Here is a 25496-nt window from a genome sequence, read left to right as displayed (position 1 = left end):
CCCCTGTTGATTCCGTTTTTCCATTCCACGCCGCCTCAATAAGAGCGCCGCTCTTCCCGGGTACCATAAAAAAAGCGGCGCAGGCTCCAGATAAGGAGCGCCAGTAATGCGATAGCCCCCAGCACGGCGAAGGCGACACTGTAGGAGTATTTTGCCGCAATGGTACCCGCAAGGCCCGGACTGAATGCCGCACCGGCCCCTTGCAACAGCATCACAAAGCTCTGCCCGGCATTGGTATGCCCGCTGCCTTCCAGCAACTTGACGATGTAACCCGGAACCGCCACACCCAGAAGGCCTGCCGCCACGCCATCCATAATCTGCACCGGTATCATAAAGAGCGGGTCGGCTGAGGTGCAGGCCAGCGCTGCGCGCAGCGGCAACACTATTAATGCCGCCGCAATCAGTAGCGGGTAACCATATTTTTCCGCTCTGGCCGCCGCGAATAAGGCCACGGGGATCATCACCAGTTGGGAGATGACAACCGTCGCCGCCGCATATACGCCCGCGCTAATTTCCCCGCCCGGCGCCGATGCCACACGCATACTGAGCATCGGCAGCAGCGCGGCGTTAGCCAGATGAAAAAGCAGCAGCGTGACCCCGATAGTGATAACCGCAGGGTGCGTGATAATGACGGACAGCCTGGGAAGCGCAGCAGGATCCGCGCTGCCACTCAATCCACGAGCGACGCGGTTATCGATATCATCATGGCGAATAGCAAACACCGCCATCGTGGCGCAAATCGCCATACCGGTCATCAAAATGAACACGGCATCTGTGCCAAAATACAGGACCAGTACACCCGCCAGTATTGCGGCGCTCATATTTCCGCCGTGGTTAAACGCCTCGTTCCGGCCCATTTGATGGTTAAAGCCGGATGAGCCGGTTAACCCAAGCGTGATGCCGGTAAGCAGAGGGGCAATAAACGCCGCAGACACGCCCGTAACAAGCTGAGAAAAGCCGACGATATAGAGCGTCGGGAATACCCATAGCAGCAGCGTCGCGGCGGTGATGAGCAGACCGCAGGTAATAAGAATTGCCCGCTTATGCCGTGACGCATCAGCAACCAGCCCGGAGGGCATCGTGGCAAGCAGCCCTGCCAGACCACCAAGCGTCATCATCCAGCCAATACTGTCGGTTTGCCAGTGATGTTCAGTGAGGAAGATCCCTAAAAAAGGGCCAAGACCGTCCCTGACATCCGCCATAAAAAAATTCACTAAACACAGTGCCTGTAGTGATCGTAAAGACATGAAACCTCTTCTTAAGTGGCTATCCAGCGATGGTTTCGCATTCACAAAACGGGAATATATGCCCTTTTTTACACGCTGACCCTTCATGCCTTCCATTTTAAAATCAGCGGGTTGAACGTCTGATACGGGGTTTACTGTCCGCCAGAAAAGAGAGTAACGGGTTTTCAAGTCAGTAGCATGATACATAAATGTAACAATTGATTCCGCTACGCTCCTCTTTTATGCCAGCGTCGGGTTTATGGCGCGTAACATCACGGGCACGGCCACACCTGTTACATCCCCGACAATTACCGTTATAATCACGCAAATTCTTTACCAGGTTAGAAACGACGATGACAAAACTCACCTTACAAGAGCAGATGCTGAAAGCAGGTTTAGTAACCAGCAAGAAAATGGCCAAAGTCCAGAGAACGGCGAAGAAATCACGCGTTCAGGCTCGTGAGGCAAGAGAGGCGGTAGAAGAGAATAAAAAGGCGCAGCTTGAGCGCGATAAACAACTGAGCGAGCAACAAAAACAGGCGGCTTTATCGAAGGAGTATAAAGCGCAGGTGAAGCAGCTTATTGAGATGAACCGGATCGTGATTGCCAAAGGCAATATCGATTTTAACTTCACCGACAATAACCTCATTAAAAAGGTCGTGGTGGATAAGGCAACGCAGACACAACTGATCAATGGCCGTCTCGCCATTGCACGTCTGGTGACCAACAGCAACGGCGACAGCGAATACGCAATAATCCCTGCCATTGTCGCCGATAAAATTGCCCAGCGCGATGAGAGCTACATTGTGTTAAACAGCGCGCTGAGCGAGGAAGTACAGGACGAAGACGATCCGTACGCCGATTTCAAAATACCTGACGATTTGATGTGGTAATCAGCGACGGCTGATTACCCTTCCCTTCATCTCTTCCCGCCGCATCTTCCGGATGTTTTCTGATCAGAACGGACTGGCGTGGCGGGCGTTGATCGGTTGTGCGCTGATCGGATGTACAAAATGCAGTTCACTGGCGTGCAGCATAAGTCGCGGTGTTCGCGCCGTGCCAGCCCGCGTCAGACCGCCATACAGATCGCAGCCCAGAATCGGATGGCCCAGGTGCTGGCAGCGAATGCGCAACTGATGGGTGCGTCCGGTCTCCGGTGTGAGTATGACCCGTGTCAGTGGCAGTAACGTCCCCTCTTCCCCTTGCTGATAAAAACGTTCCACGACCCGGTAGCGGGAGCGTGCGGGTTTGCCGTGAACAGCGCAAATCGACATCATCGGAAACAGCGCCGGATCTTTAGCAATCGGCGCGTCGATAACCCCGGCGTCGTCAGCCAGATGCCCACAGAGCAACGCGGTGTAGACTTTGTTTACCGTGCGCTCGCTGAACTGCTGGCAGAGCGCTGCATTGACCGCCTTGTTGCGCGCCACCACCATCAGCCCGGAGGTGCCAAAATCCAGGCGATGAACCAGGGTGCAGCCGGGGAATATATTGACCAGCCGGTGATGCACAGAGTCGAGGTTTTGCGGGTTTTTCCCGGAGAGGCTGAGCAGCCCGGCGGGTTTATTGATGAGTAGCAGATGTTCATCCTGCCAGACGACTTCAATCTCGTCATGGCACGGCGGGGCAATAAAGGTATCGATAATCTCAGACATCAGGCTGCCCGGCGAAAAAGTGAGAACGGATAATAGCGGATTCTCCGTCGCCTGGCGAATCTGCTCCTCACTGCGTCTGCTCGCGCCACAGGGCTATCTCTTCATCAAGCCAGGCGATGAAAAGCGAGATTTCCCGCGCTTTCTCAGTCTGCGCAGAGGTCACCAGCCAGTAGTGCCAGGGATACGGCGCGGTAAATGAGGTTATCTGTACCAGTTCGCCCCGAGCGATAGCGTCACTGACCAGAGAGCGGCGCTCCAGCGCCAGGCCGTTCCCCAGACGTACGGCTTCAAGGACCAGGTTTGAATCGTTGATGCGCAGCCCCGCAGGCACAATCTCTTTTTCCAGTCCTGCATTCCGGCACCACTCTTTCCACGACTCCGTCGAAAAGATAATGTTACTCTTCGCCACCTCTTCCGGCGTGGCGGGTAAGTTGCCCTTGTTGTAACCAGGTGCCGCAACGACAATCAGTTCATCAGAAAAAAGAAAGCGGCTGTTCATGCCATCCCAGTCGCCCTGCCCCATACGGATCGCAATATCAATGCCTTCCTGTTGCAGACTGGTAACCGTCAGACTGACCTGTAAACGTAACGAAATCAGCGGATATTTCTCGCGAAAGCGCATCAGGCGCGGCATTAACCAGTGATTGCCAAAAGAAGGCACCGTCGCCAGCGTCAGTTCCATCGTGCGTGGCTTAACCTTCACCAGCCGGGTGGCATCGGAAATGTGATTTAACGCCTCGCGTATCTGTAAGGCATAGAGCCGCCCCTCTTCGTTAATCTGCACCCCGCGCCCGTGACGGATAAACAGCTTTACGCCAACCAGCGCCTCCAGAATTTTGATTTGCTGGCTTATGGCAGAATGGGTCACATTCATCTCTTTTGCTGCCTGCGTCACGCTACCCAGGCGTGCAACCGCCTCAAAGCTTCGCAGACTGGCGACAGGGGGGAAATCCGACATAGTGCTTTCCTCAAACGCAAGGGGCCAATACGTTAACGTTACTACCAGAGAGCCTTTATTAACGTTGCCGCTGATCACCCGGAGTCAATACGCCAGGGGTCTTATGCCCGTTAATGCTAACGCCAATGACAAGATGCGCGATCATAGCGAAAGATGTTAGAAAAACTGATACATAAGGTAAGAAACCCATGATATTCGTCCATGGAGATTTACGGTAATGTTTCTTCATCTTCTACACCGGGGCATCTCGCTGACAGCTGTCACGGTCAATCAGTTAACGGCTATTGCTGTGTATGGGCAGGAATCACGATGAAACTCATTGGCATGATGGACTCGCCTTACGTCAGGCGTGTTGCGGTATCTCTGGAACTCTATGGCATCGGCTTTGAAAGTATGCCGCTGTCGGTTTTTCGCTCATTTGAGGCTTTCGCCCGGATTAACCCGGTCGTCAAAGCGCCGACACTGCTGCTGGATAACGGCGTGCAGTTAATGGACTCATCTCTTATCCTGCATTATTTCGAGACACTGGCAGGCGCAGAGCAGAAACTATTACCTGCGCAGCCGGACACGCTGGCTCAGGATCTTCGTCTGCTGGGGGTGGCGCTCGCCGCCTGCGAAAAAGCGGTGCAAAACATTTATGAACACAATCTCAGACCGGAAGAGAAGCAGCATCAGCCATGGGTAGCACGCGTGACCCAGCAATTGTTAGCCGCCTGCCGGGAGTGGGATGCGCTACTGGCAGGCCGCCCGGCGCCGCAGCGCCCCGATCAGGTTGCCGTCACCAGCGCGGTGGTGTGGACATTTATTCAGTCAATGATCCCAAATGTCGTACCGGCTGACGATTTTAAAAACATTGCGTCGCTTGCCCGCTCCTGCGAGGCCCTGCCTGCGTTTAAAAAATATCCCTTATGCTAAAAACGAAGCGGGTTAATAACCAATTGATTCATTAACCCGCATCCACACGTTAAAACGAAGGGATTTTTCTTCGTTTTTTTAACCCTTTATCTATACTCCACATACCCTGCTCTTATTCGTTAAGGTCTCTTGTGGTAGCAACTATCCTTATCGCGCTTGTCGCCATCATCCATGTCTACATTCTGATTCTCGAAATGTTTTTGTGGGATACCAGAACCGGTCGCAAGGCGTTTAACCTGAGCCCTGAGTTTTCCCGCGACACCCGCGTACTGGCCGCCAATCAGGGGCTGTATAACGGCTTTTTGGCCGCCGGTTTGCTGTGGGGGTTATGGCTGGGCGACGCCGGGTTTCAAATCAAACTGTTTTTCCTGGCATGCGTGGCGATCGCCGGGTTGTTTGGCGCGGCAACCGCCAGCAAGAAAATCCTCTATGTTCAGGCGCTACCGGCGCTAATCGCGATGGTAGCGTTGCTGATGCGATAAATGGCGAACGATGGCGGAGATTAATCGTTCCGGGTCTTTTTGTGTTCCAGGGTTCGCGTTTCAAGAAAGCGGACAATCACGACGAAAAAGACGGGAACAAAGAAAACAGCGAGTAACGTTGCACTGATCATCCCGCCGAATACCCCTGTTCCAATGGCATGTTGCGTGCTGTCACTTGCCCCTTTGGCAAGCATCAGAGGAACCACGCCCAATGTGAACGCTAAAGAGGTCATGAGTATCGGGCGCAAACGCTGTCGGGAGGCGATGAGTGTCGCTTCGATGATATCTTTGCCCTGGTGCATTAATTGTCTCGCAAATTCAATAATCAGAATGGCGTTCTTGGCAGAAAGCCCAATCAGGGTTATCAGACCGACTTTAAAAAAGACATCGTTCGTCATATTCGCGACGATTACCGCCAGCACAGCGCCAAGCAGCCCCAGAGGAACAACCAGCATAACCGCGAAGGGAACAGACCAGCTTTCATAAAGCGCGGCGAGCACCATAAATACCACTAAGATCGACAGTACAATGAGCCCCGGAAGCTGCGATGCGGAGGCCTTTTCCTCTAATGAACTGCCTGTCCATTCGCCCGCAAAACCCGACGGTAAGTTTTTTGCAAGTTCCTCCATTGCCGCCATTGCGGTGCCTGTAGATTCGCCTGAGGATGCGCTTCCGGTAATTCGAATGGCAGGATAACCCTGGTAGCGATTCAGTTGCTGCGGCGCGACATGCCAGGCAAGCGTCACAAACGTGGACACTGGCAGCATCTCCCCCTGGCGGTTTTTAACCGATAAACGCAATAGCTGCTCCGGCTGCATACGGAACGGCGCATCAGCCTGAACAATGACCTGCTGAACCCGGCCATTATTGTTGTAATCATTGACATAGTTTGAGCCCGTTGCGACAGAAAGGGTTTGATTAATTTCATCAAACGAGACCCCCATGGCTTCGGCTTTTTCCCTGTCAATGTTAAGGGTAAGCGTTGATCCCTCCGGCAGACCATCAATATAGACATCGCTCAAATACGGGTTCTTATTAGCACGCTGGACAAGATCATCCGCTGCCTTTTTTAGCGCCTGATAGCCCTTCCCTCCCCGGTCTTGCACATAATAAGTGAACCCAGAGGAGGTTCCCATATCAGAAATAGCCGGAGGAAGCAGGCTCATGGTTACCGCATCGGACACACTCGCCATTCTTGATTGAATATGGTCAGCTTCATCCTGTGCGCTTGTTCCTTCGCGATATTTCCAGTCCTTTAAGGTAGTGAAAGCCATCGCCGAGTTCTGCCCGGAGCCCGAAAACCCAAATCCGAGGATCATGATGTTGCTTTCAATCGCCGGTTGGCTGGCGATTTCCTCTTCAAATTTTTGAACCACCTTAAGCGTACGCTGCATCGTCGCGTCCGAGGGAAGCTGGATTGACGACATGAAGTAGCCTTGATCTTCATCCGGTAAAAACGACGACGGCAATGAAGAGAGACCAAAAAAAGAGCCATGCACAGCGCGACATACAGCAGCATCATCCGTCCGGTCCGTTTCAGAGCAAATCCGAGACCGGATGCGTAAAACGCAGTAAGCGTATGAAACCGACCGTTGAACCACGCAGAAAAAGAGCGGCCCTGGCGGGAGGCGTGATGATGGGGCTTTAATATCGTTGCGCAGAGTGCTGGCGTGAGCGTCAGGGCCAGAAAGGCGGACAGTAAAATAGACACCGCCATAGAGATGCAGAACTGCCGATAAATAATTCCGACAGACCCTCCGGCAAACGCCATTGGGATAAAGACCGCCGTAAGCACCAGGGTAATACCAATGATTGCGGGCGTGATTTCATGCATAGCTTGCCGTGTGGCTTCCTTCGGGGAGAGAGCCTTTTCTTCCATCAGGCGTTCGACGTTTTCGACCACGACAATGGCGTCATCAACGATAATGCCGATAGCCAGCACCATGCCAAACATGGTCAGAATGTTGATGGAATAACCGCTTAATAGCATCACCGTAAAGGTGCCCAGCAGCGCCACGGGTGCCACGATGGCAGGAATCAGCGTGCAGCGCATTTTATGCAGAAAAAGCAGCATAACAAGGAAGACCAGGACCATCGCTTCAACGAATGTCTCAACCACCTTCATTATGGAAAGTTTAACGAAAGGTGCCGTATCAAAAGGAACTGTAAATTCCATTCCATCAGGCAGTACACCTGACAACTCAGCCAGCCGCGCGCGGACACCGGATGCCGTGTTGATAGCATTTGCACCGGGCGAAAGCTGTATAGCGGCCGCCGTTGCGGGTACACCGTTTTCACGTATACCAAAGGCATAGCTTTGTAACCCGGATTCAACGCGGGCAATATCGGCCAGTGTCAGACGAGCACCGGAGACCGCCGATTTAAGAGTAATATTGCGAAACGCCTCAACCGAGGTAAGTTGCCCTCTGACGGTGATCGGATAGGTAACGGTCTGACCCGAGACCGCAGGCTCGTCTCCCGTTCTGCCAGGTGAAACAATCACATTTTGCTGACTCACGGCGGTTAGTACGTCCGTAACAGAGAGTCCATAACTGTGTAATTTCATGGGATCAAGCCAGATTCGCAGCGCTTTTTCACTGCCAAAGAGCTGGACTTTCCCCACGCCCGGCACACGTCGCAGTTCATCGGTCAAATTTCTGGCGAAATAGTCGCTTAAATCTCCTTCCTGATATTCGCTGGTGGGGGATTTTAAACCCACCATCATCAGAAACCCGGAATTAGCGGCCTCAACGTTGATACCATTTTGCCGCACAGCCTGTGGTAAACGCGGCTCCACAATCTTGATCTGGTTTTGCAGATCCATCTGGGCGAGTTTAATATCTGTACCTGGCCTGAACGTTACCGTGATCGAAGCCATTCCGGTGGTATCACTGGACGATTCAAAATAGAGTAAGTTATCCACCCCTGAGATTTCGCGCTCAATAAGCGAAACGACAGAGGTGTTCATGACATCCGGACTGGCACCGGGATAACTGAGCGAGATGATAATACCTGGCGATGCCACTGCCGGATATTGTGCGACGGGCAGTCGGGGTATTGACAATATGCCGGTCAGAACAATAAACAGCGCGACCACCCAGGCAAAAATGGGTCTTTCAATAAAAAAATGCGGCATCACAAATAATTCCAGTCAACTGACATAACGTTCATAAAAAAATAAAACGACTCACTAGCCTGCTCCACGCTACCCAGCGTCAAGTCATCTACGAAAAATAAATACCAATGATAAGAAGTTGATATTGACCACGTATTGCAGGTTTATGGAAAGAGTGTGGAGCCAGACATTTGTTCTACATTTATGTATCACTCCTTTGTTTCATTGTGAAAAAAGTCCAAATCATCCGAATCAACAAGTACACTGGCGAACCGAAGAAAAGTACGCTCAAAAAAAACCCATAATAAAATATAAAATCATCCAGCCCCGGCATGGTAGTGAGAAGTAAATTGAACACCAGAATAGTATAAATAAAGACAACAATGACATAGAACGTTATGACGGCTAATTCTTTTAATGCCCCCGGTTTCTTTTGGATGATAAAAAAGAAAAAAGCGATGACGACACACGCAAGCGCCAGGGGCAATGAGATAAGCGCCACATCTGTTTTTTCTTCAATAGTGTGAGCTACAAATACCCACGGAAAGAGTAATGTGCATGGCACCAGAAAAAATAAAAGAGAGTCCCGAATTATTTTTTGAAAAATACATTCAATGTTTTTCATATTATTTTCCCTGACACAATTTAGCGTGCATAAATTACGCATAAAGCGCTGGATTTAGACGTTATAAATTTTGCAATAAATTACGAACGGCCTCTTGCCGGGTTTATCCCGTTGAAAATGATTGCATCAGATTGTTGATTGTTCATTTCGGTATTGTGTAGCCAGTATGGAGAAGCCCTCACATACTCTACGTCCTTCGGAAAAACACATGAAAATGAAACTTTTTCGAATTTCGACTGTCAGATTGTTTTTAGTAGGGAGTAATATCAGGTATGCAAACTTTACGCATATTGTATTCAATAACCTTTAAACAATTACGACATAAGATCTCTTAAGATAGATTAATTTCTATCATCGGTACTGATGGAAGATAAAATGAACAAAGATAACCTGATCATTGTCGCTGAAGACGACGATGAAATTGCCGACATCCTGATAAGCTATTTGCAACGCGCGGGTATGAAAACCTTCCGGGCCAGGGATGGTGAGCAGGCAATAAATTTTACTCGTCTGCACAAGCCAGACCTCATCTTACTCGATATCCATCTACCTGTTTATGACGGATGGAATGTTCTTACAACCTTGCGCAAAGAGAGTAACGTACCGGTTATCATGGTGACGGCACTTGATCAGGATGTCGATAAACTGATGGGGTTGCGGCTCGGGGCTGACGATTATGTGATAAAACCGTTTAACCCTTCGGAGGTTATTGCAAGGGTTGAAGCTGTACTGCGCAGAACTCGAATGAATACAGAAGTTGCGAATACAAGACCAATAAGAACAACTTACCTGACCATTTATCCTGATGATTTTTATGTGGAGATAACCGTCACGGATGAGGTCGTCACGCCGACGTTGACGACGACTGAATTTAAACTTCTCACCTACCTGGCGCGAAATCCGCGAAAGGTATGCTCACGCGAAGAGTTACTTGATGCCTGCCTGCCAGAAGGTGATTCACTGGACAGAACCGTGGACAGCCACATGAGTAAGCTGCGCAAAAAGCTTGAGAATGCGGGGCTCAAAGGGAGCCCGGAGAGTATCAGAGGGCTGGGTTATCGCCTGGGTGAGAATAAATGAAAAAAGATCCTATTCTTAGTCGTCAAATATTGACCTATATGGTGTCGCTCACCTTCATTATTATTGCTATCGCCGTTCTGGGCTCTTATTTATTTTATAGTTTCTTAATTAACTATCTGCCGGGGAGTGCCCTGACAGGAAACGAAGATGAGATGACCCTGGTGGACTGGCTGTGGATCATGATTGCTTCACTGACCAGTCTGGTCGTTTCTCTCTTCTTTACGGTGAAACTGTCTTCAAGAATTTTGACGCCGCTAAATGCGGTAGCGTATAGCCTGAAACAGATTTCACAGGGCAATCTTGACGCAAGGGCAACCTGTACGAGCTCTCAGTTGGGAGAGATGAATAATCTGGTCAATGATTTCAACGAAATGGCAGAAAAACTGCAAACACTGGATATTCAGCGCAATTTATGGAATTCAGCCATCGCTCATGAACTTAGAACCCCGGTGACTATTCTGAGAGGACGGCTGCAAGGACTGGTTGACGGTGTGTTCGAGCCTGCGCCCGTACTGTTTCAAAACCTGCTTAAGCAAACCGAAGGTCTGGCGCATTTAATCGAAGATTTGCGGGTTGTAAGTTCTTACGGCGGAGCCGGATATACGCTAACCCTCAGTGAGACCGATCTTGAGGTAACGATTACCAGTGTGCTGGATAATTTCTTGCCGGAATTGCAGCGCGAACACTTTACTATCACAACCGAACTTGAGCACCAGCGGTGTTTCTGTGACCCTATGCGTATTATGCAATGCCTGACCGTGCTTTTTGATAATGCCTTAAAATACTCATCATCACGATCGCTACGGGTAAAAAATGGCATTGCCGGAAAAGAGAACGTCATCCTCGTTGAAGACAGCGGCCCAGGCATTCCTGAGGAACTCCACAGTCTCTTATTTCAGCCTTTTCAACGAGGAGAATATGCAAGAAAGAGTAACCCTGAGGGGTGCGGCTTAGGATTATCGGTGGTCAGAGCGATCATGCTCGCCCACGGAGGGAATGCAACTTACACCCTGACACCTGAAAATCACTCAATTTTTAAGCTGTCGTGGCCAGTTAGCCAGGACCAAAAATAATAACGCAGGCTCAATTGAGCCTGCTTTTACACAACGTCAGATCCCACATCTCCCCTAATTTTACGTTCCAGCTTGCAGGTGTGATCTTTAGCTTCCCGCGCATAGGGCTTAATGTTATTTCACTAAAATAAATTTCATTCCCTTGCAGCATCAAATCGACACGACCATAGTCAATCTCACCTGCCAGCTCCTGAGCCGCAATAATTGCGCTATAGAATAATGCTGGTTCCTCAATGGCATCTGGTGTGTTTGGGTATTCCATCTGAAAAGGTTGTAGCTTCCATGATCTGTCATAAACATTAATGTATTCGTTGCCGCTTTCATCAGTAAAATCGGCTTCAACGAAACAAGCCACACCATGAAAGCAGTGTATTCTTAACATTTCAGGCGTCTGTTTTTTTACCGCCCCAGAAAAAATATCGATATACTTTTCGCAGAGAATAACCGGCGTTATAGATTTGTACTGCCATTCTCTGGTGGTGTAATACATGTTTTTATTGAGCGCAAGCTTTAACTTATTTAATGCTTTCGCAGGCTCAAAGCTGTCTTTATCTGTACAAATTACCGTACTTCCACTGTCGTGATTACATTTTAACACAAAGCATTCCGGTAACATGCTAAAATCAATATCGTCAACTCTGTGGTAGATGCCAATCAAGGGGATGGTTTTAACCCGTTTGGTTCTGGCATGGACATATTCCCGGACGGCGAGCTTATCTGCTAATAATGTATAAAAAGGATTACGATCAAACACTAGCCGATGACATATTTTCTCACTCAATGTCACTGGCTGAATCAGGCTTGAAGGTCTTCCGTATATTTTGTTAAGCGCGGCTGTATGAAAGTAAAGATCCGTAGTAACAAACACCCTGCTTTTTCGGATTAAATATTCAGTGTATTTGAGAATGTAATTAAACTTATTCATGGTTCCTCCTGGGCACAATCGATATTGTGTCGGAGAATGATTGATTTATATTGTTCAGTTAATGGAGAGAGTGTGGAGCATGCGGCGATAAATAATGCTTGTCTATTTAAATGCCAAAGCCTGCGGCCAGAATTCAGACCGGGCTTTTCGCAACTTAATACTGGTAAATATTGAGTTCGCTGAGCATATTTTTCTGCGAATTAACGCGTGTGCTAAAACAGTGTTTGTCCGGCAAGATGGCCGATTCCCATCGATAACACCATAGCCATGCTACTCCAGAACATAATTCTGATGATTGCCCTGACCGGATTCGCTTTGCTCACCACCGAAGAGATATAGCCAAGGACAGCCAGGGAAAAAAGGGTGGAAAGGATGATGAGTACAGAAATCAGCGGCGTGGGGGTAAGCCAGGCAACGATTACAGGTAGCACCGCGCCGGCAGAAAAGCTCCCTGCCGAGAAGAGGGCCGCCTGCAGAGGCTGCGCAGAATTCGTACCTGTCAGGCCAAGCTCTTCCCGTGCGTGGGCGTCAAGCGCATCTTTCATCATCAGCTGTTGTGCAACCTGCCTGGCAAGCGCTGGCTCCACTCCCCGTTGCATATACAGTGATGTCAGCTCCTGTACTTCCCCCTGGTAATCTGTTTCCAGTTCCTTTTTTTCCTGGGCGAGAGCAGCGTTTTCTGTATCAGACTGAGAGGAGACAGATACATATTCCCCTGTCGCCATCGACATCGCGCCCGCAACCAGTCCGGCGATCCCCGCCAGTAAAATAGCTGCAGGGTTAGGATTCGCCGACGCCACCCCGAGAACGAGGCTTGCAGTGGAAACAATGCCGTCGTTAGCCCCCAGTACGGCCGCTCTTAACCATCCCACGCTTTCAATGCTGTGTCGTTCAGGATGCATTTTTCTGTTTTCCAGGAAATGTGCAGGTTAAAACACCAGTATTGCTCATATAGCAAAATGCGCATTTTTTATTATGGGGGTTAAATCTTAAGATTGTATTAACGTTGAATAATGGCTAACCGTAAAAAATTTAAATAATATTACCCAGGCTTTTTTAGGTGAAATGATAATAGATATCATCGTTGTTCAGTAACGGCATAAAAAGCGCGTCTTTACCTGTGTTTTTATTTTACGCTTTTTGACTGGCTAATATTCTACGGTTCCAGGCATCATTGCTGATAACCTTCACTTCCGTTCTTTTCGTGTTGTTCTCAGACTGGCTACGCCTGCTATGGTGTAAAAGCATCGGTCACGTTGGCCAGCCTGCTAATACCTGACTGCTGATGGCATCCAGCCTTTCCCGGCTAAAGCCTGCTTTGGCCTGAATGGCCATCCCATGCAGTACGGCACACACATAGGCGGCCAGCGCTTCGCAATCAGCATCCTGAGGCAGATCGCCCTGTACTTTCGCCTGTTCAAACCGCTGGCGTAACTGAATTTCTCCGTTTTCACGCGCTTCAATCAATGCTTTTTGTACTGGCTTTGCATCGTCAGAACAAGCCAGCGCGCCGTTGATCCCCAGACATCCGGTGTGTTCCGGATAGCGGGTGTGCAGATCCGCTGCGGCGCGCAGGATAAAGGCCACCACCGCTTTTGCCGTTGGCTGCGCCAGTGCCGCCGGAAAGAAATCCAGGTAATGGTCGTAGTAACGTTCCAGGGCGCGCAGAAACAGCGCTTCTTTGTTTCCGAAAGCAGAGTAAAGCGCCGGGCGTTCCACGCCAGTAGCTTTAGTTAAATCAGAATATGACGCGCCTTCATATCCTTTACTCCAGAAAACCCCCAGCGCGGCATCAAGCGCCTTTCCCACATCAAATTCGCGACTACGTCCCATCACCTGACCTCATTTTTTCATAACGATCGATATTAAATCGCTTGACGCGATAAGTCTAATTCCATAACGTTCGTTACGTAACGATGATTACGTAATTTTGCAAAATCGTCTTACTCCCCATACCGGGCAACGCAGTTTTTAAAGAAGGATTGTTGTTATGCAAAAATCGTTAGCGGGTAAAGTAGCGCTTGTGACTGGCGGATCTCGCGGGCTTGGCGCTGTCATCGCTGAGCAATTCGCCGAACAGGGCGCGGATGTAGCGATTACCTATGTTGCCTCTCGCGATAAAGCGGAGGCCGTGGCTGAAAAGCTGCGGTTAAAGGGCGTGCGGGCTATCGCCATCCAGAGCGATCAAGCGGACATGTCTGCCGCACAACCGCTTATCCAGGAAGTGATTTCTCAGTTCGGCAAACTCAATATTCTGGTGAATAACGCGGCCATTGCGGTTCAGGGGAAAACGGTGGATGACCCGGAACTGGATACCCGTAATCTTGACCGTCAGTGGCAAACCAACGTAATGGGGCCGGTCAGTGTAACCCGCGCCGCAGCGCAGGTTCTCTCTGCGGACGGGCGAATTATCTTCATTGGTTCGCTGCTGGGGGGGCATGTTCCCTTCGCGGGCGTCGCCGATTATGCCGGAACGAAAGCGGCAATTGTCGGCTATGCAAAAGGCGTGGCGCGGGATCTGGGTGAAAAAAACATCACGGTGAACGTTATCCAGCCCGGCATTATGCCCACGGATATGCAGCGTGAGGCGTTAGGCGAATCGGTTCCTGAATCGCTGATAGCTCTCCATCCCATCCGTCGTATTGCCACGCTCGAAGAAGTTGCCGCCATGGTGACATATCTGGCAGGTCCGCAAGGGGGCTATATCACAGGCGGCGTTATTGATATCGCTGGTGGACTGAGCATTTAACGCTGTCCTTTAAGCCGGAGAGATCCGGCTTATGAGTGCAGGCCAGTTAAGGCAGGGTTACACCGTCGGAATAGTGCCACCGTCTATCACATATTCAGTACCGGTGATGATGGCAGCATAAGGAGAGGCAAGGAAAACAATCAGATTCGCCACTTCAATGGGTTTTGATGGACGCCCCAGCGGGATCCCTCCCAGGGCATTCATGATGATCTGCTTGCCACCTTCGTAATCGGTTCCCGCCTGCTGCGCCAGTCGTTCCGCCATTGCCACTGAGGCTTCGGTTTCGATCCAGCCCGGCGCAACGCGAACCACACGAATGCCTTTCGGCGAGACCTCTTTCGACAGGCTTTTGCTGTATGCCGATAGCGCCGCTTTGGCCGCCGCATAGCCGGTTGTCGATTCTGGTAACGGCAGTTCGCGCTGGATAGAGGTAACATGGATGATCACCCCACTCCCCTGCGCCACCATCCCTGGCAACAGAGCGCGATCCAGGCGTACCGCGGGCAACAGATTAAGATTGAGTTCCTGCTGCCACTCCTCTTCGCCCAGCGCCGCAAAACCACCGCCGGGAGACGTAGAACCGCCCGCCACATGAATGATGGCGTCGACACCGCCCAGGTGCGCCTGAACAGCCTGCGCTACGCTGGCACATCCTTCAACGGTGGTCAGATCCGCCGCTACAAACGCATCGGCAACGTTGTGCGCAGGAGCGTGGCGCGCGGTGGTTAACACGCGGGCACCCAACTCTTTTAATAGCCCGACGACCGCTTTGCCAACGCCTTTGGTGCCCGCAGTAACCAGCACGCGTTTGCCCTGGAAATCAAGATTTAGCGCCATCATACGATCTCCAGCGTGTTGATCTTGCCATCAACCAGCCCGAAAGCATGGCTGAGCGTAACCGGGCTGCCGGGAAAATTACCGACAACCTTCGAAGTGACGGTTACCCTGTCACCTTCGGTGAACATATCAAGCGGTTCAACGCTGTAGTCAAATGCGGTTTGAGCGGCACGTTGCCATGCCGCGATCGCCGCATGTCCCTGATGGGTTTTACCTTCATCTTTTACAATAGCTCCGGCGGTAAAGCAGTGTTCAACGCTGGCGATATCGCCGCCATTGCTTATCGCAAAATAGGTCGAAATAGCGTGCGGTAATAATAAAGACATGGCTCCTGACTCCCGTTATTTACAGTACGGGTATATTCAACATAGACTGTGAAATTGACAAGTACGCACGAAAAAGTGAGCTACTGAATTATGAGTAAGTTATATAGTCCGGAATCTGCTGCAAGCGGCGTGGAACAGGTACTGCGTCTGCTCGAAGGCCGATGGAAATTAATTATTCTTTTTCATCTCTTCGATGGAAAAGTGCAGCGCTATTCCGATTTTGAAAAACTGATCCCGGCTATTTCGCAGAAGATGCTCGCCCAGCAATTGCGGCAGCTGGAATCTGATGGGATCGTGTCACGCACGGTATATCCCCAGGTGCCACCGAAGGTGGAATATCGACTCACCGAGTGGGGTCAGGCGCTTTGCCCGGCACTGGATGCCATGCTCAAATGGGCTGAAAAACGCGAGGGTTAGCGCTCAGCCAGCCCCCTTTAATTACGAGAAAAACGCGATGGCCACGCCTTTGCGTTGATTCTCTTTTCGTTCTCTCAATGTATTACTCCTAAGTAAAGAGAGCGAATTCAGAACGCGATCCTGCCCCTTACCGTTTATTTTACGACGTTAACTGGCCTGCTCCTCGTTAATAAAGTCCGGCGGGTTGATACAACCGGGACATCATGAAAATGTCGCGCCATGGGCCCGTGCGAATCATGGCGCACAGGTGCGGAAAAACAGGGGAGATTTCCCACAGAGGATATATCTTCATAATGTGGAGTTTATACCTTCCATTTATCGCTCGAATATGTGTTAAAAGTAAATCATTCTCAGTAATACTTCGCAGCAAAACAATTAAGGTCTATTTAATGGATAATCAGGAATACATCTTTGCAGAGATTAAAAAGGCTCTGCGTGACGCCCCACCTCGTGCCAAATCGGCTGAAATGCATCTGCAACTTATTAAATATGCTGATGAGTTGAAGCATGTACCCAGCGACATTGTTTGTGACCGGATTGGGGTTAACCAGTCATTCAGAACAGTCGTCAGTAAGATGGTTAAAATCTTCAGTCGCCTGAAAGCCGCCGGGCTGGATGTTTCGAAAATTTGAGTGGCATTGACCGTGGCGTTGCTGCTCATGCCCGGCTAAATCTGCTTGTCATTATGCTGTAATCAAATCGTCTCTTTTCACCGTTAGCACTTATGCTGCGTGCACGTTTCCGTAGATGTACACGCTCTCTTCTCTCTCCTGGAACAGCGACTTTTCGCCCCTGTCGATGGGCAGATATAAGGATATTCCCCGCGGCGACCTGTTGTTCACCGGACGCTGGCACTCATATTGCATTAATTTTTTACCCGTACGGAAACAACGAAGGCAGAAAAGATGATTGACTACCATGTCGCGATCCGCGGCGCACTGTTTGATATTGCCCAGGTCTGCGATAGCGCAGACGATATCGCCCTTAATGCACGTTTTATTGAAGACGGGCTGCTGTTTATTCGCGACGGACAGATACAGGCGCGAATGACCTGGCAGGAGGGAGAGCAGCATCTGGATGCGCAAAAAGGCTATACCGACAGGCGTGGCAAGCTGCTGCTGCCCGGTTTTATCGATGCCCATGTCCATTACCCGCAAACGGAGATGATCGGCGCGTTTGGCGAACAACTGCTGGAGTGGCTGACCACTTACACTTTCCCGGTAGAGAGCCAGTTTGCCGATGAAGCTTACGCGACAGAGATTGCCAGGTTCTTTATTGATCAACTGCTCAGCCACGGCACCACCACGGCAATGGTGTTCTGTACGCTGCATCCTGAGTCGGTCAACGCCCTGTTTAGCGAAGCATTACGCCTGAATATGCGCCTGATTGCCGGTAAAGTGATGATGGATCGTCATGCACCCGAGTATCTGAGTGAAACCGCCGAAGAGAGTTACCGGCAAACCCGTGAATTGATCCTGCGCTGGCAGGATCAGGGGCGGCTGGGCTACGCCCTTACACCACGCTTTGCGCCTACCTCAACACCCGAATTGCTTGATGCGGTGCGCCGTTTGCGCGAGGAGTTTCCGCAGACCTGGCTGCAGACGCATTTAAGTGAAAACCCCAATGAAGTGGCATGGGTTAATGATCTCTGGCCTGAGCATGAACGCTATCTCGATGTTTACCACCATTATGGGCTGACCGGCGAGGGGAGCGTCTTTGCGCATGGCATCCATCTGCATGATGAGGAGTGGCAGTGCCTGCATGATACCGGTTCCGCAGTGGCGTTCTGCCCGACCTCAAATCTGTTTCTCGGCAGCGGGCTGTTCCGCCTTCCCGCCAGTTGGCAGCACAAGGTTCGCATGGGCATTGGCACGGATGTGGGCGCAGGCACGACGTTCAGTATGTTACGTACATTGGGCGAGGCCTACAAAGTAGGACAGTTGCAAAGCTATCGTCTGCGCGCCAGCGAAGCGTTCTATCACGCCACGCTTGGCGGCGCATATGCCCTGCGTCTGGACGACAAAATTGGCAATTTCGCCGTCGGGAAAGAGGCTGACTTTGTGGTCATCGACCCGTCGGTTACCCCGTTACAGCGCCTGCGTAACGAGCGCTGCAAGGATATTTATGAGCAACTGTTTGTGCTGATGACACTTGGCGATGACCGCAATATCAGCGAGACGTGGATTAACGGTCAGCGCGCCTGGGGGAATGCGGCGAAGGAGTAACCTCTCTCCCGGGTGACGGCGCAAGCGCCTTACCCGGGTTACCCTCTTACAGACAGCGATATTACGTAGCCCCGGCAAGCGTCAGCGCCACCGGGGAGATCAGCTGCAAAAACTTACGCCCAAATTAGCTTCCGCGATAGGTTGACCAGCCGCCGGGGGCAATTAAAAACGGCAGATGGAAATGTTCTTCTGCCCCTTCTGCAATCACAAAGTCAATTTGCACACAGGGAAACAGTGTCGCCACATCGTGCTGTGCAAACCACTCCCCGGTCTGCGCTACCAGCCGGTAACGCCCCGGTGTCAGCGGCACGGAAAACGCACCAATCCGCCCATTGCTGTCGGTAATACTCTGTGCCAGCACGTGCTCATCGCGCGCCAGAAACACCGTTACGCCGGGTGCCGGTTTACCGGTAGAAATATCAAGGATATGTGTACTGAGGCTGCTCATTCGCCAATCGCTCCTGCCAGTCGTAATAAGGTAATTTCCCGTAACTGTTCCAGCGCCACCGCCATTTCTTCGGCGTCGCTGTTAGCCAGCCGCTGTTCAAGCGCATGCAGGATCTCTTCCCCGCTGCGGCCTTTAGCCCGAATTAAGAAGACCCGGCCAAAACGCGCTTCATAGCGTGCATTGCCTGTGCGCAACGCCCCGGCCAGCTGTGTGTCATCTGCATTTACCGCCGACTGCTCCTGGCGCGACAACGCGGCATGCGTCTGCTGACCTGCGGGTTTTTCGCCAATACGCGGATGTGCGCTCAGCGCCTGTTCCAGCTCGGCACTTCCCCAGGATTCAGCCAGCGTCTGCGCGGTGTGGTGCAGCGCGGCAAGAGTGGCAAACGGACGTGCAGCAACCAGCGCCGCTGTCCAGCCGGGGAGCGCAACGCAAGGTGCCAGCAGCGCCATCGCGGCATCAGCGTCCAGTTGATTAAAGTGATTCAGCGCGATCATCGTGACTCCTTGCATCAGCAACGATAGCCGGTTTTTCTTCCGGAATAATAAGATTCAGCACAATCGCCACTAAACCGCCGCAGGTGGCCGCTGAGCCAAACAGATTACCGATAATCGCCGGGAAATGGGCGAGAAAAGCCGGTACAGCTTCGACGCCCATACCGAAACCGAACGCCAGACCGACAATCAACATGTCGCGGCGAGTTAACGGATTCTGGGTAATGATGCGGATGCCAGCGGCCACAACGCAACCAAACATCACCATGGTCGCGCCACCCAGTACCGGCAGTGGGATCTGGCGCAGCACTTCACCAAATGGCGGAAATAGCCCGAGTAAAATCAGGATCACGCCGATATAGCGCCCGACAAAGCGACTTGCCACGCCGGTCATCTGGATGACGCCATTGTTTTGCGCAAAGGTCGTATTCGGAAAAGCACAGAGCATCGCCGCAATCATGCAACTGATGCCGTCAGCGAGGATGCCGCCTTTCAGCCGGGAGCGAGAGGCGCTGTCATCAATCGGCTGGTGGGAGATCAAACAGTTGGCGGTGAGATCGCCTACCGCCTCAAGAATACAGACCAGCGATACCAGCGCCACCGGCAGAAAAATGGCACCGTTGAACTGGAAACCAAACGGGAACAGCGCCGGCAAACGAAACCAGGTCTCGCCCAGACCATTGAAATGGAACTTACCGGCAAGCGCCGCCGCAATACAGCCAACAGCAATACCGACCACCACGGAAGAGAGGCGCAACCAGCGGTTCTTCGCGCAACTCAGCAACACAATCACCGCCAGCGTACCTGCGCCAGTGGCGATATTGCTCATGCTGCCAAAATCTTTTGCCTGCACACCGCCGCACCAGTTATTCACGCTGACTTTAATCAGGCTAATACCAATAAGGGCGATCACACTGCCAGTAATGATCGGCGTAAAGATGCGTTTAAGCGGCTCAATAAAACGGCTGACAATAACCGGTACCAGCGCGGCAACGACGTTCACGCCAAAGAGCATCGCCATAACATCCTGCGCGGTGCCCCCCTGACCTTTCACCCACATTCCACCCGCGATAGCCACGCCGAGAAAAGCAAAGCTGGTGCCCTGCATACAGATCATCCCGGCCCCAACGCCCCAAACGCGGTTGGATTGTAAAAATGTACCAATCCCCGAAGCCAGCAACGACATGCTGATCAGGTACGGCATCCACTCGCCCAGCCCCAGCGTCGCGCCGATGATCAGCGGCGGCGTGATGATCCCGACTAACCCGGCCAGCACATGCTGTAACGCACTGAAAAAAGCGGGTAACGGTGGGATCCGCTGTTCCAGCCCGTACAATAAACCGTTGTTTTTTTCATCAGACATGGTCCTGCATCCTGTTATCAATGAGCGTCAACGGCCTGATGCACAAAGCAGGCCAGAGTCAACAACGCCTGTCATCGTGCTGAAACTTTAGGTTCCTTACTGCTTACCAAGAAATTTTTGATTCACAAAAAGGCAACACTAATGCAAATATGCACAACAATAGTGCAACACTACGGTGCACTGACTGACTTACCCTGCTCTTACGCCTGCCAGCATCCTGGTACGCAATTTGCTGAGCCTTTTATACGCAGATAAAAGGAGAGCAGAATGAAAGCACTGGTGATTGGCGCAGGAATTGGCGGACTGAGCGCTGCCGTCGCGTTAAAGAATGCAGGGATTGCGTGTGACGTCTTTGAGGCGGTAAAAGAGATTAAACCCGTCGGTGCGGCGATTTCCATCTGGCCCAACGGCGTGAAGTGCATGAAACATCTGGGTATGGGCGGGATAATGGAGACTTACGGCGGGCCGATGCGCTCTATGGCCTATAGAGATTACCGTCAGGGCGAAACCCTGACGCAATTTAGCCTTGCCCCCCTGGTCGAACGGGTTGGCGGTCGCCCGTGTCCGGTATCGCGCGCGGAGCTGCAGCGCGAAATGCTCAACTACTGGGGTCGCGATAATGTGCAGTTTGGCAAGCGGGTCAGCGGCGTGGAAGAGAACGCCGACGGCGTTACCGCGTGGTTTACCGATGGCAGTACAGCACACGGCGATTTTCTGATTGCTGCCGACGGCAGCCATTCGGCGCTGCGTCCCTACGTGCTGGGCTATACGCCGCAACGCCGCTACGCGGGTTACGTCAACTGGAATGGCCTGGTCCCTGTTGACGAATCCATTGCCCCTGCCGAGCAGTGGACGACGTTTGTCGGCGAAGGCAAACGGGTGTCGCTGATGCCTGTCTCAGACGGACGTTTCTATTTTTTCTTCGATGTGCCGTTGCCTGCCGGGCTTGCCGAAGATCGCACCACGCTGCGTGACGATTTGACGCGCTATTTTAGCGGCTGGGCACCACCGGTTCAGCGGCTGATCGCCGCACTTGATCCACAGATCACCAACCGCATTGAGATCCATGATATCGAACCATTCGATAAACTGGTGCGTGGCAAAGTGGCACTGCTGGGCGATGCCGGGCACAGCACGACGCCGGATATCGGCCAGGGCGGCTGCGCGGCAATGGAAGATGCAGTAGTGCTTGGGGAGATTTTTCGCGAACAGACCCACATTGAAAGCGCGTTGCGTGAGTATGAAGCGCAGCGCTGTGACCGGGTGCGCGATCTGGTACTTAAGGCGCGCAAACGCTGCGATATCACGCACGGCAAAGATATGGCGCTGACGCAGGCCTGGTATCAGGAACTCAAAGAGGAGAGCGGCGAGCGCATTATCAACGGCCTGTGCGACACCATTCAGGGCGGGCCGTTGGGGTAATCATACCCCCGGCTGCGACGCGCCGTAGCCCCGGTAAGCATAGCGCCGCCGGGGATCAGACCACTGGCGGGTGCAGAACCTGCATCTCCTCCATCACTGTCGTCAGCCTCTGGATGACCATCTGCGCCGGACGGGAAAGCTGGCGCGATGGCGCGGTGCACAGCGCCAGAGTCAGCGGACGCAGCAGTTTGTTACGCAGCGGGACAAACGCCAGTTGCCCGCTCTTCACTTCGTCCAGCACATCCAGCAGGCTCAGCACCGTGACCCCACTGCCTTTTAACACCAGCGATTTGATAAGCCGGATATCGTTGCAATTGATGGTGTTCGCCGGGGCCAGATCGTAGTGCCGATAAAGCATGCCGACACGATCATGCACAATCAGGGGGGCGCCGGGCAGTATATGTCGCGCCTCGCTCAGCTCACCCGGAGACAATGCCGGTGCCGTGGCCATTTCATTATCCGGGCGCATTACCACCCCCATCTCCAGCTCGGCAAAGGCCAGTACGTTCAGCCCTGCCTGTCCTTCCGGGTCGAGGATCAAACCAAAATCGAGATCGGCCTGGCGCACTTTTTGGCTGACGGTATGGCTGTCCGCCACCTGTAACACCAACTCCAGCCAGGGCTGCTCGCTGATAATATCGGCCAGCGCGCTGGCAAAATTCCCCTCGGCCAGCGCCTGCACCATCCCCACGCTGACCGTGCCACGTTTTAGCCCCTGGAGCTCATCAAATTTCTGCCGGGTAAGCTGAAACTCCTTTTGCCAGCGCAACAGGTTGTCGTAGAGCAACTCTCCCGCAGTGGTCATCCGCAGGCCTTCCGGAAGCCGTTCAAACAGCGGCGTTCCGAACTCCTCCTCTGCCTGCAGGATCTGCCGGTTAATGGCTGAGGGGGAGATATGCAATTTTTCTGCGGCGCGGCGCAGGCTGCCGCTGCGGGCAACTTCGGCGAAATAGAGGGCGAAACGCGAAAATGGACTCATGCAGCACCTGTACACTTTTTTGCAACGGGGCAGTGAATTAATGGTGATGGATGTGCACACCCTAATATGACAACAATAAAGTTACAACAATTAAACAATTGCTTTTCCGTGAGCAGGAAGGATGACCATGAAAACAGCACTCCCCACCCCACCCGCCCATTGCACCTTCGAACCGGAGGACTGGCTGCGTCTGGCAAAATGTTGGCACCCGGTCGCCCGCGCCTGCGACATTGGTGCCGCGCCAGTAAAAGCCACCCTGCTTGATGAACAACTGGTGATTTACCGGGTAAAAGGTCAGGTGGTGGTCGCCCGCGATGTCTGCCCGCATCGCGGCGTGCCACTGACACTCGGTTTTCACGACGACGAAGGGATCGTCTGCCCCTACCACGGGCTGCGCTTCGGCGAGGATGGGCGCTGCAACCGCATTCCTTCCAGCCCCGGCCAGGCAGTCCCGGCAAAACTCAATCTGTTAACCTATGCGGTTGAAGAGCGCTACGGTCTGATCTGGACATGCCTGGCGTTTGATGCGCAAAACCCTCAGCCGCTGCCTGCTATGCCCCACTGGGATGACGCAGGTTTTCAGCAGATTAACTGCCCGGCTTTTGAAGTGAACGGTTTTGCCGGACGGCAAGTGGAAGGGTTTCTGGACGTTGCCCATTTCGCCTGGATCCACACGGCAACCTTTGCCGATGCCAGTAATCAGGTCGTCCCCGATTATAACCCGCAGGAAACCGAGTTCGGCTTTATCGCCGATTACTGGAGTTCGGTAGGCAATTATCCGGCAAGCTCAGAACATAAGGCGCCGGATGGCTTTCAGTGGCTGCGCCATTTTGAAATGCATCTGCCCTTTACCGCCACGCTGACGATCCATTTCCCCGGCGAGGCGCGGCTGGTGATCATGAATGCCGCATCGCCGGTTTCTTCGCGAGTAACCCGCATGTTCGCGCCTATCGCGCGTAATTTTGACCTGCATGTTCCCGTCGAGGATGTCCATGCCTTTAATCTGCGCGTATTTGAAGAAGATCGCCTGATGGTGGAAACCCAGCGCCCGGAAAGGCTGCCGCTGGATCTGACGCTGGAAGCCCATATTCCGGCAGACAGAAGTTCGATTGCCTATCGCCGGGGCCTGAAAAAAATGGGCTTTGGCGAGTTTTTCCTGGTATGAGGTGCACCATGAACGAGATGCTGAATGTGGTGGTTGACGGGTTGTGGTGTCAGGGTGACAGGAGTCTGGCCGTGCGGCTGGTTAGCGCCAGCGGCGAGGCGCTTCCCGGCTGGGAACCGGGTGCCCATATTGATCTCCATCTGCCCTGCGGCCTGATCCGCCAGTATTCCCTGACCGGCGAAAACAGAGCGGACAGCTACCTTATTTGTGTGGCGCAGGAGAGCGCTTCACGTGGCGGTTCACGCTATATCCACCAGACGCTACGCCCCGGTCAGAAGCTGTTGATTTCCGCGCCGCGCAACCTGTTTGCCCTGCGCGACGATGGTCCGGTTCTGCTGCTGGCGGCCGGGATAGGCATCACCCCCCTGTATGCGATGTTGCTGCAACGGGAAGCCGCAGGTAGGCCATTTGTACTGCACTATTTCGTCAAACGGCGGGAAGAGGCCGCATTTTTGCGCGAACTCTCCCGGCCGCTCAGCCATGGCATTTGCGTGGTGCACTGTTCTGCTGAGGGGGATAGCCCGCGCCAGACGCTGGAGACTATTCTTTCCACTCCCGACGGCGAAGAGCGTATTTACACCTGCGGACCGGTGGGATTTATGACGGCAGTCAGGGACGCTGCCGTGAAGAAAGGGTGGCCGCAGACGCATATCCATAGCGAAGCCTTCGTGCCCGTTACTCCGACATCGACGCCACAGGATGAAGCAACATTTACCATTACCCTGGCGTCCAGCGGTGAGAAATGGCCCGTACCGGCCAACAAGAGCATTGCACAGGTGCTGCAGGAAAATGGCGTGGCAGTACCGCTTTCCTGCGAAATGGGGATCTGCGGAGCCTGCCTGACGCCGGTCCTCGGTGGTGTCGTCGATCACCGGGATACCGTGCAATCGGCAGTAGAGAAATCCGCCGCCGCGCAACATGTCGCGCTGTGCTGCTCCCGTAGCCACTCCGGTGAACTGGTGATTGATTTATAATCACCCATGACGGCCTGATATCCGGTGAGCTGGCCTGCTCTGT

25 protein-coding genes and 1 pseudogene are annotated in these 25496 nt (G+C 52.5%); 12 read left to right on the top strand and 14 right to left on the bottom strand.

Annotated elements, in window-relative coordinates; all coding sequences use genetic code 11:
• Positions 1-35 precede the first annotated feature (35 nt).
• Entirely contained in the window at positions 36-1247 is a 1212-nt protein-coding gene (locus tag AAIG39_RS23595) for an MFS transporter (RefSeq protein WP_090086795.1), read from the bottom strand.
• A 332-nt stretch (positions 1248-1579) separates the two neighbouring features.
• Here AAIG39_RS23595 and AAIG39_RS23590 point away from each other — a divergent pair, with 332 nt between their 5' ends.
• Positions 1580-2119: a DUF2058 domain-containing protein gene (locus tag AAIG39_RS23590; protein ID WP_343194866.1), complete on the top strand. Its 540-nt coding sequence runs from the start codon at positions 1580-1582 to the stop codon at positions 2117-2119.
• A 63-nt stretch (positions 2120-2182) separates the two neighbouring features.
• On the opposite strand, the gene AAIG39_RS23585 is transcribed toward AAIG39_RS23590, so the two are convergent.
• Together AAIG39_RS23585 and AAIG39_RS23580 are read right to left on the bottom strand one after the other, a co-directional pair.
• Complete coding sequence (locus tag AAIG39_RS23585) at positions 2183-2881, bottom strand: RluA family pseudouridine synthase (RefSeq protein ID WP_343194865.1); 699 nt, start codon at positions 2879-2881, stop codon at positions 2183-2185.
• A 67-nt stretch (positions 2882-2948) separates the two neighbouring features.
• Positions 2949-3839, bottom strand: a complete 891-nt coding sequence (locus AAIG39_RS23580) for a LysR substrate-binding domain-containing protein (RefSeq protein ID WP_343194864.1) — start codon at positions 3837-3839, stop codon at positions 2949-2951.
• Between the two features lie 309 nt (positions 3840-4148).
• Here AAIG39_RS23580 and AAIG39_RS23575 point away from each other — a divergent pair, with 309 nt between their 5' ends.
• Together AAIG39_RS23575 and AAIG39_RS23570 are read left to right on the top strand one after the other, a co-directional pair.
• Positions 4149-4754: a glutathione S-transferase family protein gene (locus AAIG39_RS23575; RefSeq protein ID WP_249573257.1), complete on the top strand. Its 606-nt coding sequence runs from the start codon at positions 4149-4151 to the stop codon at positions 4752-4754.
• A 131-nt stretch (positions 4755-4885) separates the two neighbouring features.
• On the top strand, positions 4886-5236 hold the full coding sequence (locus AAIG39_RS23570) for a DUF1304 domain-containing protein (RefSeq protein ID WP_343194863.1): 351 nt from the start codon (positions 4886-4888) through the stop codon (positions 5234-5236).
• A gap of 20 nt (positions 5237-5256) precedes the next feature.
• Here AAIG39_RS23570 and AAIG39_RS23565 read toward each other — a convergent pair.
• Positions 5257-8372: pseudogene (locus tag AAIG39_RS23565) on the bottom strand (multidrug efflux RND transporter permease subunit).
• A gap of 181 nt (positions 8373-8553) precedes the next feature.
• Positions 8554-8976, bottom strand: coding sequence for a colistin resistant protein CrrC (crrC, locus tag AAIG39_RS23560; protein WP_343194862.1), 423 nt, complete (start codon positions 8974-8976; stop codon positions 8554-8556).
• A gap of 375 nt (positions 8977-9351) precedes the next feature.
• On the opposite strand from crrC, the gene AAIG39_RS23555 reads away from it, so the two are divergent.
• Positions 9352-10056 carry a response regulator gene (locus AAIG39_RS23555; RefSeq protein WP_343194861.1) on the top strand — a complete coding sequence of 235 codons (705 nt, stop codon included), beginning with the start codon at positions 9352-9354 and terminating at the stop codon, positions 10054-10056.
• On the top strand, positions 10053-11129 hold the full coding sequence (locus AAIG39_RS23550) for a sensor histidine kinase (RefSeq protein WP_090086777.1): 1077 nt from the start codon (positions 10053-10055) through the stop codon (positions 11127-11129). The genes AAIG39_RS23555 and AAIG39_RS23550 overlap by 4 nt, the downstream gene beginning before the upstream one ends.
• Before the next feature lie 10 nt (positions 11130-11139).
• On the opposite strand, the gene AAIG39_RS23545 is transcribed toward AAIG39_RS23550, so the two are convergent.
• The 3 genes from AAIG39_RS23545 to AAIG39_RS23535 all read right to left on the bottom strand — a co-directional run bounded on the left by AAIG39_RS23545 (position 11140) and on the right by AAIG39_RS23535 (position 13887).
• A complete protein-coding gene (locus tag AAIG39_RS23545) occupies positions 11140-12054 on the bottom strand; it encodes an ATP-grasp fold amidoligase family protein (protein WP_343194860.1) in 915 nt (304 codons plus the stop codon).
• Between the two features lie 212 nt (positions 12055-12266).
• The gene (locus tag AAIG39_RS23540) at positions 12267-12956 is read right to left on the bottom strand and encodes a VIT1/CCC1 transporter family protein (protein ID WP_090086773.1); all 690 of its coding nucleotides are present in this window, start codon (positions 12954-12956) and stop codon (positions 12267-12269) included.
• A gap of 349 nt (positions 12957-13305) precedes the next feature.
• Positions 13306-13887 carry a TetR/AcrR family transcriptional regulator gene (locus AAIG39_RS23535; protein WP_343194873.1) on the bottom strand — a complete coding sequence of 194 codons (582 nt, stop codon included), beginning with the start codon at positions 13885-13887 and terminating at the stop codon, positions 13306-13308.
• Between the two features lie 157 nt (positions 13888-14044).
• On the opposite strand from AAIG39_RS23535, the gene AAIG39_RS23530 reads away from it, so the two are divergent.
• Positions 14045-14803, top strand: a complete 759-nt coding sequence (locus AAIG39_RS23530; RefSeq protein WP_090086770.1) for an SDR family NAD(P)-dependent oxidoreductase — start codon at positions 14045-14047, stop codon at positions 14801-14803.
• A 57-nt stretch (positions 14804-14860) separates the two neighbouring features.
• On the opposite strand, the gene AAIG39_RS23525 is transcribed toward AAIG39_RS23530, so the two are convergent.
• Both AAIG39_RS23525 and AAIG39_RS23520 read right to left on the bottom strand, forming a co-directional pair.
• The gene (locus AAIG39_RS23525; protein ID WP_343194872.1) at positions 14861-15640 is read right to left on the bottom strand and encodes an SDR family oxidoreductase; all 780 of its coding nucleotides are present in this window, start codon (positions 15638-15640) and stop codon (positions 14861-14863) included.
• Positions 15640-15966: a nuclear transport factor 2 family protein gene (locus AAIG39_RS23520; protein ID WP_249572839.1), complete on the bottom strand. Its 327-nt coding sequence runs from the start codon at positions 15964-15966 to the stop codon at positions 15640-15642. The genes AAIG39_RS23525 and AAIG39_RS23520 overlap by 1 nt, the downstream gene beginning before the upstream one ends.
• A 90-nt stretch (positions 15967-16056) precedes the next feature.
• Between AAIG39_RS23520 and AAIG39_RS23515 the strand changes: the two genes are divergently transcribed.
• The 3 genes from AAIG39_RS23515 to guaD all read left to right on the top strand — a co-directional run bounded on the left by AAIG39_RS23515 (position 16057) and on the right by guaD (position 18608).
• The gene (locus AAIG39_RS23515; protein ID WP_090086766.1) at positions 16057-16383 is read left to right on the top strand and encodes a winged helix-turn-helix transcriptional regulator; all 327 of its coding nucleotides are present in this window, start codon (positions 16057-16059) and stop codon (positions 16381-16383) included.
• Positions 16384-16772: 389 nt separating this feature from the next.
• Positions 16773-17015 carry an HTH-like domain-containing protein gene (locus tag AAIG39_RS23510; protein ID WP_090086764.1) on the top strand — a complete coding sequence of 81 codons (243 nt, stop codon included), beginning with the start codon at positions 16773-16775 and terminating at the stop codon, positions 17013-17015.
• 273 nt (positions 17016-17288) lie between these two features.
• Entirely contained in the window at positions 17289-18608 is a 1320-nt protein-coding gene (gene guaD, locus AAIG39_RS23505) for a guanine deaminase (protein WP_343194859.1), read from the top strand.
• Between the two features lie 124 nt (positions 18609-18732).
• On the opposite strand, the gene uraH is transcribed toward guaD, so the two are convergent.
• The 3 genes from uraH to AAIG39_RS23490 are packed head-to-tail and all read right to left on the bottom strand — an operon-like array spanning position 18733 to position 20913.
• Complete coding sequence (uraH, locus tag AAIG39_RS23500; RefSeq protein ID WP_090086760.1) at positions 18733-19056, bottom strand: hydroxyisourate hydrolase; 324 nt, start codon at positions 19054-19056, stop codon at positions 18733-18735.
• Positions 19053-19553, bottom strand: a complete 501-nt coding sequence (gene uraD, locus AAIG39_RS23495; RefSeq protein ID WP_249572842.1) for a 2-oxo-4-hydroxy-4-carboxy-5-ureidoimidazoline decarboxylase — start codon at positions 19551-19553, stop codon at positions 19053-19055. The genes uraH and uraD overlap by 4 nt, the downstream gene beginning before the upstream one ends.
• Positions 19531-20913, bottom strand: coding sequence for a nucleobase:cation symporter-2 family protein (locus AAIG39_RS23490; RefSeq protein ID WP_343194858.1), 1383 nt, complete (start codon positions 20911-20913; stop codon positions 19531-19533). The genes uraD and AAIG39_RS23490 overlap by 23 nt, the downstream gene beginning before the upstream one ends.
• 267 nt (positions 20914-21180) lie before the next feature.
• On the opposite strand from AAIG39_RS23490, the gene hpxO reads away from it, so the two are divergent.
• Entirely contained in the window at positions 21181-22335 is a 1155-nt protein-coding gene (hpxO, locus tag AAIG39_RS23485) for an FAD-dependent urate hydroxylase HpxO (protein WP_343194857.1), read from the top strand.
• Positions 22336-22390: 55 nt separating this feature from the next.
• Here hpxO and hpxR read toward each other — a convergent pair whose 3' ends face one another.
• A complete protein-coding gene (hpxR, locus tag AAIG39_RS23480; protein ID WP_249572845.1) occupies positions 22391-23314 on the bottom strand; it encodes a LysR family hpxDE operon transcriptional regulator HpxR in 924 nt (307 codons plus the stop codon).
• Positions 23315-23441: 127 nt separating this feature from the next.
• On the opposite strand from hpxR, the gene hpxD reads away from it, so the two are divergent.
• Together hpxD and AAIG39_RS23470 are read left to right on the top strand one after the other, a co-directional pair.
• Positions 23442-24479 (top strand): molybdenum cofactor-independent xanthine hydroxylase subunit HpxD, encoded by a 1038-nt coding sequence (hpxD, locus tag AAIG39_RS23475; RefSeq protein WP_090086750.1) that lies wholly within the window; start codon positions 23442-23444, stop codon positions 24477-24479.
• 8 nt (positions 24480-24487) lie between these two features.
• Positions 24488-25453 (top strand): PDR/VanB family oxidoreductase, encoded by a 966-nt coding sequence (locus tag AAIG39_RS23470; protein ID WP_343194856.1) that lies wholly within the window; start codon positions 24488-24490, stop codon positions 25451-25453.
• Positions 25454-25496 lie beyond the last annotated feature (43 nt).

This window comes from Phytobacter palmae (assembly GCF_039409775.1).
Classification (GTDB): domain Bacteria; phylum Pseudomonadota; class Gammaproteobacteria; order Enterobacterales; family Enterobacteriaceae; genus Phytobacter; species Phytobacter palmae.
The sequence above is the reverse complement of the archived record's forward strand: the minus strand, read 5'-3'. Positions and strand labels throughout refer to the sequence as shown.

What these genes read in the sequence shown, in the direction of transcription:
- crrC (WP_343194862.1), bottom strand. Translation starts at nt 8,976, where the DNA reads ATGAAAAACATTGAATGTATTTTTCAAAAAATAATTCGGGACTCTCTT.
- AAIG39_RS23515 (WP_090086766.1), top strand. Translation starts at nt 16,057, where the DNA reads ATGAGTAAGTTATATAGTCCGGAATCTGCTGCAAGCGGCGTGGAACAG.
- hpxD (WP_090086750.1), top strand. Translation starts at nt 23,442, where the DNA reads ATGAAAACAGCACTCCCCACCCCACCCGCCCATTGCACCTTCGAACCG.
- AAIG39_RS23590 (WP_343194866.1), top strand. Translation starts at nt 1,580, where the DNA reads ATGACAAAACTCACCTTACAAGAGCAGATGCTGAAAGCAGGTTTAGTA.
- AAIG39_RS23580 (WP_343194864.1), bottom strand. Translation starts at nt 3,839, where the DNA reads ATGTCGGATTTCCCCCCTGTCGCCAGTCTGCGAAGCTTTGAGGCGGTT.
- AAIG39_RS23540 (WP_090086773.1), bottom strand. Translation starts at nt 12,956, where the DNA reads ATGCATCCTGAACGACACAGCATTGAAAGCGTGGGATGGTTAAGAGCG.
- hpxO (WP_343194857.1), top strand. Translation starts at nt 21,181, where the DNA reads ATGAAAGCACTGGTGATTGGCGCAGGAATTGGCGGACTGAGCGCTGCC.
- uraD (WP_249572842.1), bottom strand. Translation starts at nt 19,553, where the DNA reads ATGATCGCGCTGAATCACTTTAATCAACTGGACGCTGATGCCGCGATG.
- guaD (WP_343194859.1), top strand. Translation starts at nt 17,289, where the DNA reads ATGATTGACTACCATGTCGCGATCCGCGGCGCACTGTTTGATATTGCC.
- AAIG39_RS23575 (WP_249573257.1), top strand. Translation starts at nt 4,149, where the DNA reads ATGAAACTCATTGGCATGATGGACTCGCCTTACGTCAGGCGTGTTGCG.
- hpxR (WP_249572845.1), bottom strand. Translation starts at nt 23,314, where the DNA reads ATGAGTCCATTTTCGCGTTTCGCCCTCTATTTCGCCGAAGTTGCCCGC.
- AAIG39_RS23545 (WP_343194860.1), bottom strand. Translation starts at nt 12,054, where the DNA reads ATGAATAAGTTTAATTACATTCTCAAATACACTGAATATTTAATCCGA.
- uraH (WP_090086760.1), bottom strand. Translation starts at nt 19,056, where the DNA reads ATGAGCAGCCTCAGTACACATATCCTTGATATTTCTACCGGTAAACCG.
- AAIG39_RS23555 (WP_343194861.1), top strand. Translation starts at nt 9,352, where the DNA reads ATGAACAAAGATAACCTGATCATTGTCGCTGAAGACGACGATGAAATT.
- AAIG39_RS23595 (WP_090086795.1), bottom strand. Translation starts at nt 1,247, where the DNA reads ATGTCTTTACGATCACTACAGGCACTGTGTTTAGTGAATTTTTTTATG.
- AAIG39_RS23550 (WP_090086777.1), top strand. Translation starts at nt 10,053, where the DNA reads ATGAAAAAAGATCCTATTCTTAGTCGTCAAATATTGACCTATATGGTG.
- AAIG39_RS23535 (WP_343194873.1), bottom strand. Translation starts at nt 13,887, where the DNA reads ATGGGACGTAGTCGCGAATTTGATGTGGGAAAGGCGCTTGATGCCGCG.
- AAIG39_RS23525 (WP_343194872.1), bottom strand. Translation starts at nt 15,640, where the DNA reads ATGGCGCTAAATCTTGATTTCCAGGGCAAACGCGTGCTGGTTACTGCG.
- AAIG39_RS23530 (WP_090086770.1), top strand. Translation starts at nt 14,045, where the DNA reads ATGCAAAAATCGTTAGCGGGTAAAGTAGCGCTTGTGACTGGCGGATCT.
- AAIG39_RS23490 (WP_343194858.1), bottom strand. Translation starts at nt 20,913, where the DNA reads ATGTCTGATGAAAAAAACAACGGTTTATTGTACGGGCTGGAACAGCGG.
- AAIG39_RS23510 (WP_090086764.1), top strand. Translation starts at nt 16,773, where the DNA reads ATGGATAATCAGGAATACATCTTTGCAGAGATTAAAAAGGCTCTGCGT.
- AAIG39_RS23470 (WP_343194856.1), top strand. Translation starts at nt 24,488, where the DNA reads ATGAACGAGATGCTGAATGTGGTGGTTGACGGGTTGTGGTGTCAGGGT.
- AAIG39_RS23520 (WP_249572839.1), bottom strand. Translation starts at nt 15,966, where the DNA reads ATGTCTTTATTATTACCGCACGCTATTTCGACCTATTTTGCGATAAGC.
- AAIG39_RS23585 (WP_343194865.1), bottom strand. Translation starts at nt 2,881, where the DNA reads ATGTCTGAGATTATCGATACCTTTATTGCCCCGCCGTGCCATGACGAG.